The organism is Candidatus Formimonas warabiya (genome assembly GCF_002777255.1).
In the GTDB taxonomy this organism is placed as follows: Bacteria; Bacillota; Dehalobacteriia; order Dehalobacteriales; family Dehalobacteriaceae; genus Formimonas; species Formimonas warabiya.
The window spans coordinates 1,562,313-1,575,877 of sequence record NZ_CP017634.1 but is presented as its reverse complement, the minus strand read 5'-3'; the positions used below and the strand labels follow the sequence as shown (position 1 = coordinate 1,575,877).

The 13,565-nt window shown below is 40.5% G+C and carries 11 protein-coding genes; 10 read left to right on the top strand and 1 reads right to left on the bottom strand.

The annotated features are described in order from the left end of the window. Window positions 1-360 precede the first annotated feature (360 nt). From DCMF_RS07490 to DCMF_RS07465, 6 genes are all read left to right on the top strand, one after another. Window positions 361-1,119: an aspartate/glutamate racemase family protein gene (locus DCMF_RS07490; protein ID WP_148133855.1), complete on the top strand. Its 759-nt coding sequence runs from the start codon at window positions 361-363 to the stop codon at window positions 1,117-1,119. Window positions 1,120-1,148: 29 nt separating this feature from the next. After that, a complete protein-coding gene (gene pepV, locus DCMF_RS07485; protein WP_148133854.1) occupies window positions 1,149-2,549 on the top strand; it encodes a dipeptidase PepV in 1,401 nt (466 codons plus the stop codon). 192 nt (window positions 2,550-2,741) lie between these two features. Further along, window positions 2,742-3,485 carry an NAD-dependent protein deacylase gene (locus DCMF_RS07480; protein ID WP_148133853.1) on the top strand — a complete coding sequence of 248 codons (744 nt, stop codon included), beginning with the start codon at window positions 2,742-2,744 and terminating at the stop codon, window positions 3,483-3,485. A 20-nt stretch (window positions 3,486-3,505) separates the two neighbouring features. Further along, a protein-coding gene (locus DCMF_RS07475) for an IS3 family transposase (protein ID WP_148133300.1) occupies window positions 3,506-4,619 on the top strand; the annotation gives its coding sequence in 2 pieces (ribosomal slippage) (window positions 3,506-3,775 and window positions 3,777-4,619; 1,113 coding nt in all). Window positions 4,620-5,204: 585 nt separating this feature from the next. Then, window positions 5,205-6,389 carry an NAD-dependent dihydropyrimidine dehydrogenase subunit PreA gene (preA, locus tag DCMF_RS07470; RefSeq protein WP_148133852.1) on the top strand — a complete coding sequence of 395 codons (1,185 nt, stop codon included), beginning with the start codon at window positions 5,205-5,207 and terminating at the stop codon, window positions 6,387-6,389. A gap of 142 nt (window positions 6,390-6,531) precedes the next feature. Continuing rightward, entirely contained in the window at window positions 6,532-7,965 is a 1,434-nt protein-coding gene (locus DCMF_RS07465) for a PucR family transcriptional regulator ligand-binding domain-containing protein (protein WP_148133851.1), read from the top strand. Between the two features lie 219 nt (window positions 7,966-8,184). Here the strand turns inward: DCMF_RS07465 and DCMF_RS07460 are convergent. Continuing rightward, window positions 8,185-9,298, bottom strand: a protein-coding gene (locus tag DCMF_RS07460) for an IS3 family transposase (protein WP_148133300.1) whose coding sequence is annotated in 2 segments (ribosomal slippage) — window positions 8,185-9,027 and window positions 9,029-9,298 — 1,113 coding nt in all. Because the reading frame shifts where the segments join, the coding sequence is not laid out codon by codon here. A 116-nt stretch (window positions 9,299-9,414) separates the two neighbouring features. Here DCMF_RS07460 and DCMF_RS30450 point away from each other — a divergent pair. From DCMF_RS30450 to DCMF_RS07440, 4 genes are all read left to right on the top strand, one after another. After that, on the top strand, window positions 9,415-9,633 hold the full coding sequence (locus DCMF_RS30450) for a helix-turn-helix domain-containing protein (protein ID WP_214659178.1): 219 nt from the start codon (window positions 9,415-9,417) through the stop codon (window positions 9,631-9,633). Between the two features lie 397 nt (window positions 9,634-10,030). Next, the gene (locus tag DCMF_RS07450) at window positions 10,031-11,548 is read left to right on the top strand and encodes an ABC transporter ATP-binding protein (protein ID WP_214659177.1); all 1,518 of its coding nucleotides are present in this window, start codon (window positions 10,031-10,033) and stop codon (window positions 11,546-11,548) included. A 3-nt stretch (window positions 11,549-11,551) separates the two neighbouring features. Then, the gene (locus tag DCMF_RS07445; protein ID WP_148133849.1) at window positions 11,552-12,658 is read left to right on the top strand and encodes an ABC transporter permease; all 1,107 of its coding nucleotides are present in this window, start codon (window positions 11,552-11,554) and stop codon (window positions 12,656-12,658) included. Further along, entirely contained in the window at window positions 12,627-13,562 is a 936-nt protein-coding gene (locus DCMF_RS07440) for an ABC transporter permease (RefSeq protein WP_148133848.1), read from the top strand. Before DCMF_RS07445 ends, DCMF_RS07440 begins: the two co-directional genes overlap by 32 nt. The last annotated feature ends 3 nt before the right edge of the window (window positions 13,563-13,565 follow it).

The following is a 13,565-nucleotide window of genomic DNA, read 5'->3' as shown; positions in this document are numbered from 1 at the left end:
CTTAAGATAAAATTTTCTTCTCTTCTTTGGAGAAGATTTTTATTTTCTAGAATAATCGAATGAATTTTTACAACTTTAATTATATTGAATAAAAAATCATACATCATTGTAATTATCACAAAAACAACGGATAATTTTTTTATTTTATTCAATATTTGTCCGGGAATTCATGAAGTGACAGGTGTTTCCTAATGATAAAATAATTACAATAATCACATTGTTTTTTTATAATTACCACAAAGGAAAGAAGGACACAATGTTAAACTAATTAAACAACCTAGATACTGCCAGTTAACATCATAAAGTTGGTTTAAATAAAAGCTTTGATAGTAAAATCTGTTCTGATGAGGTGAGATGATTATGTCTAAGATCGCGTATATTGATCCGATCGGGCCGGAAGGTGCCACCCCGTTACTTATTGAGGAATTAAAAAAAATAACCGGGAATGGTGATGCCATAGAGTATTTTCACCTGGATCGGGGGCCTCTGCATCTGGAGTACAGGTACTATGAGTCGGTGATTATTCCTGACCTCTTGCATTTAATTAAAAAACTGGATGATAATAATTACGATGCCTGTGTCATCGGATGTTTCTATGACCCTGGACTCTATGCGGCAAGGGAAATTGTGAAAAGGGCTGTGGTAACGGCACCTGCAGAATCATCTTTTAGTCTGGCCACATTGTTAGGACATAAGTTCTCTGTTTTAGTAGGGCGGGAAAAACATATTCCCAGGATGATGGAAAATATTCAGTACTATGGATATAAAGAAAGGCTTGCTTCTTTTAAATCTTTAAACCTTGGCGTTCTTGATTTCCATGCCGATGAAGCAAAAACAATCGGCATGTTAAAACAAAAAGCCAAAGAAGCAGTTGAGGTCGATGGGGCGGAGGTCATTATATTGGGTTGTACCATGCAGGTGGGCTTTTATGAGGAGCTTCAGAAATATCTGGATGTTCCTGTGATTGATCCTGTCATAGCCGCAGTTAAATATGCCGGTTACCTCAGGGAAATGCGGGATCGGTTTAATTGGAAGACGTCAAGGGTAAAGACCTTTGAAGCGCCGCCGGAACGGGAAATAGCCGAGTGGAATTTAAGTGAGAAATACAGGTGCCTTTAAAGTGTCATTAAATAAGAGGAGTGAATGGTGTGGAACTGGAAAAAATAGTCGACCGCTTTCAGGATTCTTTAATTCAATCAACACAGGATCTGATCAGAATAAAGAGTGTTCAGGGGAATCCTGAACCGGGCATGCCTTTCGGTAGAGGGCCTTATTTAGCACTGATGTATGTACTGGCACTGGCAGATCGTTTTGGTTTTACGACTAAAAATGTAGATGGCTATGCAGGTCATGCTGAATACGGGCATGGCAAGGAAACTGTGGGCGTGCTGGTTCATGTGGATGTGGTGCCGGGAGGAGAAGATTGGATTTTCCCGGCTTTTGCAGGAGAGATTCATGATGGCAGGATCTATGGGAGAGGTGCGGTAGATGATAAGGGACCGGCGGTAGCGGCACTCTATGCATTAAAGGCGATCAAAGAATCAGGGATAAAAAGCAGCAAGAAGATCAGGATTGTCTTCGGAACCGACGAAGAAACCAGTTTTGCGGGAATGAAGTACTATTTATCAAAAGAGCCGGCATTTGATATTGGTTTTACCCCTGATGGAAATTTTCCTGTGATCAATGGCGAAAAGGGTATTCTGGTATTGAAGTTAAAAAAGCAATTTGCCCGCCCCATGTCCGGTAATATTAAAATTAAGTCTATTAAAGGCGGGGAGGCGGTAAACCAGGTTCCGGATTTATGCACGGCTGTGTTAGAGGTGGTAGCGGGGCAGGAAGTATTGATAAACGAACGGGTCGAAGAGTTTAATAAAAAGTTTGGGAACTGTTTAAAGTCTGAACAGAATGGGAAAGAAATAGTTTTCGTGATGAAGGGGGAATCATCACATGCCAGTATGCCGGAAGATGGCATCAATGCGATTTCTTTGCTGATGCTGTTCTTAAACGAGCTTGGCGTGATCAGGGATGACCTGGGTGATTTTATCAGGATATATCATGAAAAGATCGGATTAGAACATCACGGGGAATCTATTTGCTGCGGCTTTCGTGATGCGTTATCCGGAAAGTTAACTCTAAATGTGGGAATCATTGACTGTAATACGCAAGGGGTTGCGGTAACCGTTGACATTAGATATCCCATCACAACCAAAGTTGATCAGGTAAGGGACGGAATCTGGCATGCTTTGGAAGGAACCGGAATTACAGTTGAGCAAACTGACCACGATCCGCCCATTTATTTTCCGGAAGAGCATTTTCTCGTGCGAAAGCTGCTGCACGCATATGCAGAAGCCACTAATGACCATCAAAGCGGGCCGATGATTATTGGCGGGGGAACATATGCCAGGGCGGCTAAAAATATGATTGCCTTTGGTCCTGTATTTCCCGGTGAAAAAGAATTAGCCCATCAAAAAAATGAATTCATATCGATAGACAACTTAGTAAAAATTACCAAGATATATGCCGCATCCTTATGGGAACTGGCAAAATAAAAAATAGCAGTATACCAGGCCTGCGGTCCATCCATAAATATCCTTACATTTCTGTTAATTGTAATCTGACGATAATAGAGATAGAATATTAAAAGAACAGGCTTAACGCTTAAGAGGATGCTGTTGAAATAAGGCAGGGGAAAGAATCATGGAACACCCCTGTGTGTACAGCTAAAAGGGAGTGGAGGATATATGCTTGAAAAGCTTAGGAAGATGATTGAAGAGAGCGAGAATATCGTGTTCTTCGGCGGAGCAGGGGTATCCACCGAAAGCGGAATTCCTGATTTTCGAAGCGTGGACGGCCTTTATCATCAACGCTATAAGTACCCGCCGGAAACCATTTTAAGTCACAGCTTCTTCATGAAATGCCCGGATGAATTCTATCAGTTTTATCGGGAAAAAATGCTTTTTACCGATGCAAAGCCCAACAAGGCGCATCTTGCCCTGGCAGATCTGGAACAAAGAGGAAAGCTGAAGGCTGTTGTGACACAGAACATAGACGGTCTTCATCAGGCGGCAGGGAGCAAAAATGTCTTTGAACTGCACGGGAGTGTCCACCGGAATTTTTGCATGGTGTGCGGAAAACCGTATCGTCTTGAGGATATCAAACATGCCAAGGGCGTGCCCCATTGTTCCTGCGGCGGTATGATCAAACCGGATGTTGTGCTGTACGAGGAGCCGTTAAATGACGAAACCATGAGACGATCGGCAGAATATATCAGCAAAGCGGATATGCTGATTATCGGCGGCACATCTCTCGTCGTCTATCCTGCGGCAGGACTGATTAATTATTACCGGGGCAAGAAACTGGTGCTGATCAACAAATCAAAAAGCCCGGCCGACAGAAGAGCGCACCTGGCTATTTATGAACCCATCGGAGAGGTTTTGGGAAAGGTTTATAATGGACTAAGAAAACTAGACAACAAAACAGCCTGATTTAAAGTGTATAATGAGGTATGCGAAAAACATTTACAGGAGAATTTAAAGCCAAGGTTGTACTGGAAATTCTAAAGGAAGAAAAATCCATATCCCAGCTTGCTGCCGAATATGAAGTACATCCAAATCAGCTGTCTAGTTGGAAGAAAGAAGCAATTGAAGGGCTCCCTCAGATACTTGCAGATGGACGCAGGAAGGATGACGAAAAAGAAGATCTAAAAAAGCAAGTGCAAGATCTGTATACCCAGCTTGGAGAGGTCACCGCCCAATTCAATTGGCTTAAAAAAAAATCTGGGATCGACCCTGCCAAGAAGTGAACGGATTGCCCTTGTAGATTTTGACGATCCCGAAATGTCCGTTTTTGTGCAAGCTCAAATGCTTTCTCTCAATCGGAGCAGTCTTTACTATAAACCAGTTCCACCATCAGAAGAGGAAATTCGGCTTAAGCATGCCATTGACGAAATTTATACTAAATCACCCTATTTCGGTTCGAGAAGTATTACGACGGTCTTAAAACGAGAGGGACACTTGGTTAGTCGGTCAACGGTTCAAAAATATATGCGTGAAATGGGCTTGGTTGCAATACATCCTGGTCCTAACCTCAGCAAAAGAAACCATGAACATAAGGTTTATCCATACCTACTTAGAAATATTACCGCCAGTTATCCAAACCATATTTGGGGAACTGATATTACCTATGTCCGCTTACGACGCGGCTGGCTTTACCTTGTAGCATTTCTGGACTGGTATTCACGTTACGTGGTTTCATGGGAATTAAGTGATAACCTTGAAGTTGATTTTGTTCTTTCCGCATTGGAAGCAGGTCTAAAAATCGGAAAACCTGTAATTGCCAATAGCGATCAGGGTAGCCAATTTACATCCAGACGATATATAGATACGCTGATAAATAGTAGCATCCAAATTAGCATGGACGGAAGAGGCCGGGCATTAGATAACATTTTCACAGAACGATTATGGAGATCTGTTAAGTACCAAGAAATATATATTAATGATTATGCAAGCCCTAGAGAAGCCAGGTATGGTATTGGAAGATATCTTGAAAGCTACAACACATACCGGCCACACCAAGCATTGAAGGAACTTACTCCGGCAGAAGTTTACTTTAAAAAATGACTTCTTAAAACCCTGGAAGGGCTCTGCCCTCCAAACCACCCCGCCCTCGCCGGGAGGCAACCGGTCTGTTATGAACAGACCGGAAACAAAAGGGTCTTGCTGATCAACATGTCAAGGGCAAGCAGCTTCGCTGTCGGCAAAGCCGACCCTTGACATAATATCTAATCCAGTGGAAATAATTAACGGAATTACCAATACGTTTTTAAATAAACTTACAATTATATACAATTATCAAGGAGCGAAAGGTGGTGTGAATACACCTTAAACAGGGTCAAAAAATTGTCTTGACAAAGTAGTCCACCATAGTTGTTGCCGCTTGCTAACCGTGAATTACAATCATATCAGGCTTTGAGCGCAGTCTAATCAAAAAATGATTAGACTGCTTTTTTATCTGTGCATAAGATTTAACTAAAAAAAGTAATTTTATTTTGTGAAGAATTAAGATCAATTGAATTAATGTAAAATTTCAGTGGATTATTACATGAAGTTTTGTATAAGTTGTCAAAGGTTAATTTAAATCATAAATGTAATTTTGGATCTTTAATCAATGTAGAGAACACTATTTATAAAATATGGGGGAGAAAAATGGCTGATTTATCTATTCATTTTTGTGATATTAAGTTTTGTAATCCGTTTATATTATCAACATCGATATGTTCTAATTCTACAGAAATGCTGGGTAGAGCTTTTGATTTGGGCTGGGGAGGAGCTGTGATCAGGACCACATCTTTGGACTTAGCAAACAGGAAATTAAATAGTCCAATAATCTCAGGATATTATAGTGAAGAAGGCAAATTAATAGCAGTGCAGAGGATAGATGATGTTCAACAACATATTGATGCTGTACAGGGGGAAATTAAGATCTTAAAAAGAGCCTATCCTGATAAAGTAATTATTGCAAACATCGAAGTTAATTTGAACGAAAATATAGAAGGATTAATAAGACGATTAGAAACTGCCGGTACCGATATCATTGAATGCAGTTTAAATACTTTCCGCTTAAATGGAATTGACTATGTTCAGGCAATTTGTAGGATGATCCAACGAATTAGAGAGGTGAGTAAAAGTATCCCGGTGATCATTAAAATACCGCCTCTATTTACTGATATTCCTTATGCTGCACAATCCATAAAAAATAGTGGGGCCAATGGAATAACGGCGATAAATCCCATAAAAAGTTTAATTGGGATAGATATCGATAACTTTATACCATATCCGAACGTGAATGGTTCTTCCGTTTTCGGAGAGCTGTCGGGCTATGCGATCAAACCCATTGCACTGAGGTGCGTAGGAGAAATAGCCCAAACTGTGGATATTAGCATAGGTGCTGCCGGGGGTATTTCAAAGTGGCAGGATGCTGTAGAGTTTATACTGGTTGGAGCAAAGAGCCTACAGGTTTGTTCAGAGGTTATGAAAAGTGGATACGGAATTATTCGTGATTTAATAGAAGGGATGAAACAATATTTAGATCAAAAGGGTTTTACCAATCTAGAGCAGCTCGTTGGTAAGTCATTACCTTATATAAAGAGAACGTCCCATGATTTTCAGGACAGCGAATTTCAAGTGTCTTGCACGATCAATAAACATCAATGTATCAAGTGCGGCGCTTGCTATATATCATGCCGGGACAACGGCTTTCAAGCAATTGAACTAGATATGGACAAATTGCCGGTTATTAATTCCAGGAGATGCCGTGGATGTAACTTATGCAGTACGATTTGCCCCGTCAAAGATTGTATTGAAATAAAGAAGTTCGTAAAAAAGAAATAAATAGGGAAAGGATTTTGAATGTTTTAGAATTTGCAGGATGCTTAAAAAAAATGTGGAATAGTCTATGTATTATTTTATACCTAGCCAAAATCAGGTTTTAAACGTAATGCATTCAAAAGCATAATGTTGAGGAGGTTGCCCTATGGAAATAATTCTTCAGGAATTGCTGAATTCCGATTTCTTTAGAGAATCAGAAGTATTGGCCGGGGAACAAGGACTTTGTCATAAAGTAACCTCTGTGAATGTGCTGGATGCACCGGACGGATACAAATATATGAAAGAAGGAGCTTTAGTAGTTACCACTGCCTATAGTTTGTTGAATAACCCGGAAGATCAACTGCTGGTGATTGAAAAATTGGCGGAAAAAAAAGTTGCTGCTTTGGGTATTAAATTAAGGTTTTTTAATTATATACTTCCTGAAATCATGAAAAAAAAAGCGGATGAAGTCGGTTTGCCCATTATCTCTTTATCAAACCAATATGCCTATGCGGATCTGCTGGAGTTTTTAATGAGCAATTTGCTGTTGCATAAAAACATGGCTTTTATTCGAAAAGAAAAAGTATATGAACAATTTTTAAAAAGCGCTGATGATGATGGTTTACAAGGTATAGCCAAACTGCTTAGCACATGGACGGGTTTCTCTGTGGCATTATTTTATGATGAAAACAAATTGGAGTATCCCATGAATTTTCTGCCGGCAAATTTTCTTGATAACAAGTCAAATTTTGAAATTTTATTGTTGAATGAAAATTACAGTGGATTACAAGAACAAATATATCGATATAGTTGGGAATATGATGAGGAATTATTTGAATGGATTGGTGTGGAATTAAGGTGCCGGAATAGAATAAAAGGCAACCTGTTTTTGTTTAAGAGAGATAGAGCTTTTGATAATAACGACTATCTTTTAATGGATTTTGCTGCCATGGCATGCAAAGTGGAAGTAAAAAGACTAAATTTAATTGAACAGGAACAGCAAAAGTACATCAGCCAGTATATTGAACATTTGCTGAATGGGCAAATCAAAACAAAGGAAGAGGCAGTAGTCGGAGCTAAATCCTTAAGCTTGATTTTACCTAGGGAAGCTAAAATATTCTACTTTAAAATAAAAGGGAATCTGGATAATTTCCATATAGATATCATTGAGATTATTAACAGCTATCTTAATAGTAAGTTTAAAACCAATATCATTGTGGCAACCTTATGTAGTGGTATTGTCGCTCTAGTTCCCACAGAGATAAATAGTCATCATCAATTACCGGAAGAGCTTCTATCTTTATTAAAAAATAAATTATCAAATCTAGATTTTTATATCGGAATTGGCCGGACCAGTACCTTTAAACAATTTCAAAAAAGTTTTCATGAAGCCAAACATGCGGTAGAAATCGGCATAGCACTGGGATCAACTGAAAAAATTTTTCAGTTCGAAAAGTTAGGTTTTTACAGGATCCTTTTTGCCGCTCAATCACCGGACGAATTGAGAATATTTTATGGTGGACTACTTTGTCAAGACAATTTTTTGACCCTGTTTAAGGTGTATTCACACCACCTTTCGCTCCTTGATAATTGTATATAATTGTAAGTTTATTTAAAAACGTATTGGTAATTCCGTTAATTATTTCCACTGGATTAGATATTATGTCAAGGGTCGGCTTTGCCGACAGCGAAGCTGCTTGCCCTTGACATGTTGATCAGCAAGACCCTTTTGTTTCCGGTCTGTTCATAACAGACCGGTTGCCTCCCGGCGAGGGCGGGGTGGTTTGGAGGGGCAGAGCCCTTCCAGGGTTTTAAGAAGTCATTTTTTAAAGTAAACTTCTGCCGGAGTAAGTTCCTTCAATGCTTGGTGTGGCCGGTATGTGTTGTAGCTTTCAAGATATCTTCCAATACCATACCTGGCTTCTCTAGGGCTTGCATAATCATTAATATATATTTCTTGGTACTTAACAGATCTCCATAATCGTTCTGTGAAAATGTTATCTAATGCCCGGCCTCTTCCGTCCATGCTAATTTGGATGCTACTATTTATCAGCGTATCTATATATCGTCTGGATGTAAATTGGCTACCCTGATCGCTATTGGCAATTACAGGTTTTCCGATTTTTAGACCTGCTTCCAATGCGGAAAGAACAAAATCAACTTCAAGGTTATCACTTAATTCCCATGAAACCACGTAACGTGAATACCAGTCCAGAAATGCTACAAGGTAAAGCCAGCCGCGTCGTAAGCGGACATAGGTAATATCAGTTCCCCAAATATGGTTTGGATAACTGGCGGTAATATTTCTAAGTAGGTATGGATAAACCTTATGTTCATGGTTTCTTTTGCTGAGGTTAGGACCAGGATGTATTGCAACCAAGCCCATTTCACGCATATATTTTTGAACCGTTGACCGACTAACCAAGTGTCCCTCTCGTTTTAAGACCGTCGTAATACTTCTCGAACCGAAATAGGGTGATTTAGTATAAATTTCGTCAATGGCATGCTTAAGCCGAATTTCCTCTTCTGATGGTGGAACTGGTTTATAGTAAAGACTGCTCCGATTGAGAGAAAGCATTTGAGCTTGCACAAAAACGGACATTTCGGGATCGTCAAAATCTACAAGGGCAATCCGTTCACTTCTTGGCAGGGTCGATCCCAGATTTTTTTTTAAGCCAATTGAATTGGGCGGTGACCTCTCCAAGCTGGGTATACAGATCTTGCACTTGCTTTTTTAGATCTTCTTTTTCGTCATCCTTCCTGCGTCCATCTGCAAGTATCTGAGGGAGCCCTTCAATTGCTTCTTTCTTCCAACTAGACAGCTGATTTGGATGTACTTCATATTCGGCAGCAAGCTGGGATATGGATTTTTCTTCCTTTAGAATTTCCAGTACAACCTTGGCTTTAAATTCTCCTGTAAATGTTTTTCGCATACCTCATTATACACTTTAAATCAGGCTGTTTTGTTGTCTAGTTTTCTTAGTCCATTATATTTTATCATAGTTACCTTGAACCCATCATCAGGTTTGATCAAGAAAATAATACTGAATTGACGGATACCTTAAAATTATTTTTAGCAAATAGCTGCAATTATAGTTTAACAGCGAAACAAATGTTTTTACATCCCAATAGCGTGCGCTATCGCTTACAGACAATTGAAAAAATATGTAAAATAAATCTGAGATCAGAAGAAGATAGGTTGAGTCTTTTAATCGCCTTTAAATTGCATCCCCTTATTTTGGCAGAAAACAAAATAAATGATGACTGATTTAATAAATACCCTTGCTTTTTAAACTCCGGTGGTGATTTTGCTGCTGGAGTTTTGATTTCTCAGGCACCTGATATTTGAAAGGAAGGAAAAGGATCTTGCATATTGTTACAAAAAGAATGAATTTATGAATCAGTATTTTGTGAATAAATCACAAGGAATTTTATGCACCTATGAGAAATTTAAACTCTGTAATCATTGATACATGATACATGATACATAAACTGAAACCTTACTTGCACCAGTCATCACATCTATTTTCTTTCCTAAAAAATCTTTTCCCGTTTGTTTAGCTGATTTTCCACCACATTTCGTACGGAAGTAGTAATTCTCTGTACCAACGCATCAAGAATCTCATCATAAAACAATTTTGTTCTTATGAAGGAAGGGTCAAACATTGGCTTTCATTGAAATGCGCAATATATCTAAGCGATTTCCGGGCGTAAAAGCCGTTGATCATGTTGATTTGGTTGTTGAGAAGGGAATGATTCATGCCCTTCTTGGTGAAAATGGGGCGGGTAAAACCACATTAATGAATATTCTTTATGGGTTGTATCAGCCTGACGAGGGTGAAATATTCATTAATCAACAAAAAGTTCACATTACTTCTCCAAAAGAAGCGATCAAACATGGGATCGGCATGGTTCAGCAGCATTATGCTTTAGCCGGGGCTTTGTCTGTGTGGGAGAATATTATTCTAGGAGTGGAATCCACGAAAGGATTATTGTTAGACCAAAAACAGGTTCTTAACCAAATCGCGGAAATATCGGAAAGGTATAAGCTGGCGGTAAATCCCTCCACTCCTGTTTGGCAAATTTCAGTTGGCTCCCAGCAAAGAGTAGAAATCATTAAAGCCCTTTACCGGCAGGTGGGGATTTTAATCTTAGATGAACCAACCGCTGTTTTGACACCACAAGAAGTAGACGACCTGTTCCACACGTTAAAATGTTTTGTCGAGCAGGGTTTAACGATTATTTTAATTACCCATAAATTACGGGAAGTTCTTTCTGTTGCGGATAGAATCTCTGTTCTTAAGGATGGCCGTATCGTCGGTACTTATCAAAGAGATGAAGTCGATGAACAGTTCTTGTCAAAGAAAATGGTGGACCGGACTGTGACGAAAAGCTTTTCCCGGGAATCTCTCCCCGCTGAAACGAAGCCGGTTGCGGAAATGCAAAATATTAGCGTGCTAAATGATAAACGTTTGAAAGCGATTAAGAATCTGTCTTTAAAGGTTTTTCCCGGTGAAATATTAGGAATTGCCGGAGTTGACGGGAACGGTCAGAAGGAACTGGCAGAAGCTCTCATTGGAGTAAGGCCCCTCACCGGCAAGATTTTTTTTAATCAGTTTGATATTACTGCTATTTCCACAAAGGAGAGAATCGCCCGGGGGATTTCCTTTGTTGCCGAGGACAGGCATAAACAGGCTCTTGCTTTGGACATGGGTGTAGACGAAAACCTGGTCTTAACCGACATCAATAAAAAGAAGTTCTCTTCTAAAGGTTGGGTAAATTGGAAGGCTGTGAAGAAACATGCGCTGGAGATGATGCAAGATTTTTCTATCAAGACGCCGTCGTGTAAAACAAAGGCGCGCTCCTTGTCGGGAGGAAATCAACAAAAAATAGTACTGGCCCGGGAAATCACCAGAAATCCTAAATTCTTAATTGCTGTTCAGCCCACAAGGGGTTTAGACATTGGGGCAACGGAGGTTATTCATAAATATCTCATGGATCAACGGAATAAAGGATGCGCTATCCTGTTAATCTCCACAGAACTTGATGAGATTATGTGTTTAAGTGATCGCATAGCCGTAATTTTTGAAGGGGAAATTACCGGACAAGTGAGGATCGAAAGCGCTAAGGTTGAGGAAATTGGCTATTGGATGACCAATAATTGGGCCCGGGAGGTGAAGTAGCCTTTGAAGCGTGATAGACTGCGCATTTTTTTACCGGTGAGAAATGAAAAATTGCTCATTGTATTCGTACCGATTTTATCGATTCTCCTTGCCTTTTTGGTCGGCGCTTTTTTTATCCTTTTAGCGAAGGTAAATCCTTTGACCGTTTATTATGAAATTTTTAAAGGGGCGTTTGCCACCAGAATAGGTTTGACAGAATCTATGATTAAATCACTGCCCTTAGTCTTAGCCGGCCTGGGCATGAGTTTTGCTTTTCGGTGCGGGGTTTATAATATTGGCGGAGAAGGCCAAATATTTTTAGGAGCTTTAGGGGCTACATTTGTAGCAGTTAAACTAAATTTACCCATTTTTTTGCATTTACCCCTGGTCATTATGGCGGGCTTTATGTCAGGAGGTATTTGGGCCTTGATCGCGGGATGGTTGAAAACCCATTATAAGGTGAATGAATTAATTACGACAATTATGCTCAATTACATTGGTATTTACTTGGTGGGGATCTTCGTCTACGGACCGTTAAGGGAGCCCGGAAGTATTTTTCCGCAAAGCAGTCAATTTCCCCCAAGCGCCATTTTTAGTGTTTTAGTACCGGGGACTAGATTGCATGGCGGGGTATTATTGGCCATAATCGCCACAATTTTTGTTTATGTTTTTTTGTGGAAAACAGTAAGCGGGTTTAATATCCGAGCGGTTGGTGTCAATCCTGAAGCAGCCCGTTTTTCCGGAATTTCTGTGGAGAAAAATATCTTAATTGCGATGTTTATCAGTGGAGGTTTGGCCGGCCTGGCCGGAGTCGGGGAAGTATCAGGACTTACCCAGCGCCTGTTTGATAACTTTTCCTCCGGTTACGGCTATCAGGCAGTGGCTGTGGCCTTGCTGGGACAAACCCATCCGGTTGGTGTGGTGCTGGCGGGAATTTTTTTTGGGGCGTTAAGAAACGGTACAACCATCATGCAGCGAGCTTTGGGAGTGCCCACGTCTTTGGTTTTTATCATCCAAGGCTTAGTAATTCTTTTTGTAGTGGGGAGCAGTTTTTATACGACACAGCTGATAAAAAAGCAAGCGGGGGGAGGGATGAAAGATGAGCGGCTTGGAGACAAGCTTTCTGGCTGATTTGCTGACTGCTTCCCTACGCATGTCTATACCCATTTTGCTGGCGGCGCTGGGGGGAATGTTATCTGAACGCAGCGGCGTGGTGAATATCGGCATAGAAGGGATGATGCTTTTTGGTGCTTTTTGGTCGGTAATTGGGGCGTTTTATACAAAAAGTGTCGTCATGGGCTTAATTTTAGGTGTAGTTGGGGGCCTTGTCCTGAATCTTTTTTTTGGCATTCTCACAAACAAACTGCACGCCAGTCAAATTGTGGCCGGGATTGCCATTAATATCTTCAGTCTGGGTGTGACAAGCTATTTTTTCCGAATTATTTTTGGCATTACGGCTGTGCCTCAATCAGTACCTACTTTAAAACCTGTTAGTATTCCATTACTTTCCCAGATTCCTTTCTTAGGCCCCACACTTTTCCATCAAAACATGCTTGTTTATGCCGCGTTATTGATGGTCCCGGTGGTGCATCTCATTCTTTTCCACACTTCTTGGGGATTACGGGTCCGGGCTTGCGGTGAATATCCCAGAGCTGTCGACTCAGCCGGGTTATCCGTATTCAGATACCGGATGCATACAGCTATGTTATGCGGCATATTTGCCAGCCTGGGAGGTGTTTCCTTAGCATTAGGAAATCTGGGTATTTTCGGCGACAATATGACTGCCGGCCGCGGCTTTATTGCTCTCGCCGCGGTTGTATTCGGCAAATGGACGCCCGTTGGTGTTTTAGCAGCGTCATTATTTTTTGGCTTGGCAGATGCCTTTCAATTGAGGATGCAGTCTGCCTTAGCCCTGCCATTTCAATTCTTTCTCATGATTCCTTATGTACTTACCCTGATCGTTCTAGTTGGTTTTGGCGGAAAAGCGGTTCAACCTGCCAGTAACGGTACACCTTACATTAAAGGGGAAAGATAAAAT

What these genes read in the sequence shown, in the direction of transcription:
- DCMF_RS07490 (WP_148133855.1), top strand. Translation starts at nt 361, where the DNA reads ATGTCTAAGATCGCGTATATTGATCCGATCGGGCCGGAAGGTGCCACC.
- DCMF_RS07480 (WP_148133853.1), top strand. Translation starts at nt 2,742, where the DNA reads ATGCTTGAAAAGCTTAGGAAGATGATTGAAGAGAGCGAGAATATCGTG.
- preA (WP_148133852.1), top strand. Translation starts at nt 5,205, where the DNA reads ATGGCTGATTTATCTATTCATTTTTGTGATATTAAGTTTTGTAATCCG.
- DCMF_RS07465 (WP_148133851.1), top strand. Translation starts at nt 6,532, where the DNA reads ATGGAAATAATTCTTCAGGAATTGCTGAATTCCGATTTCTTTAGAGAA.
- DCMF_RS07440 (WP_148133848.1), top strand. Translation starts at nt 12,627, where the DNA reads ATGAGCGGCTTGGAGACAAGCTTTCTGGCTGATTTGCTGACTGCTTCC.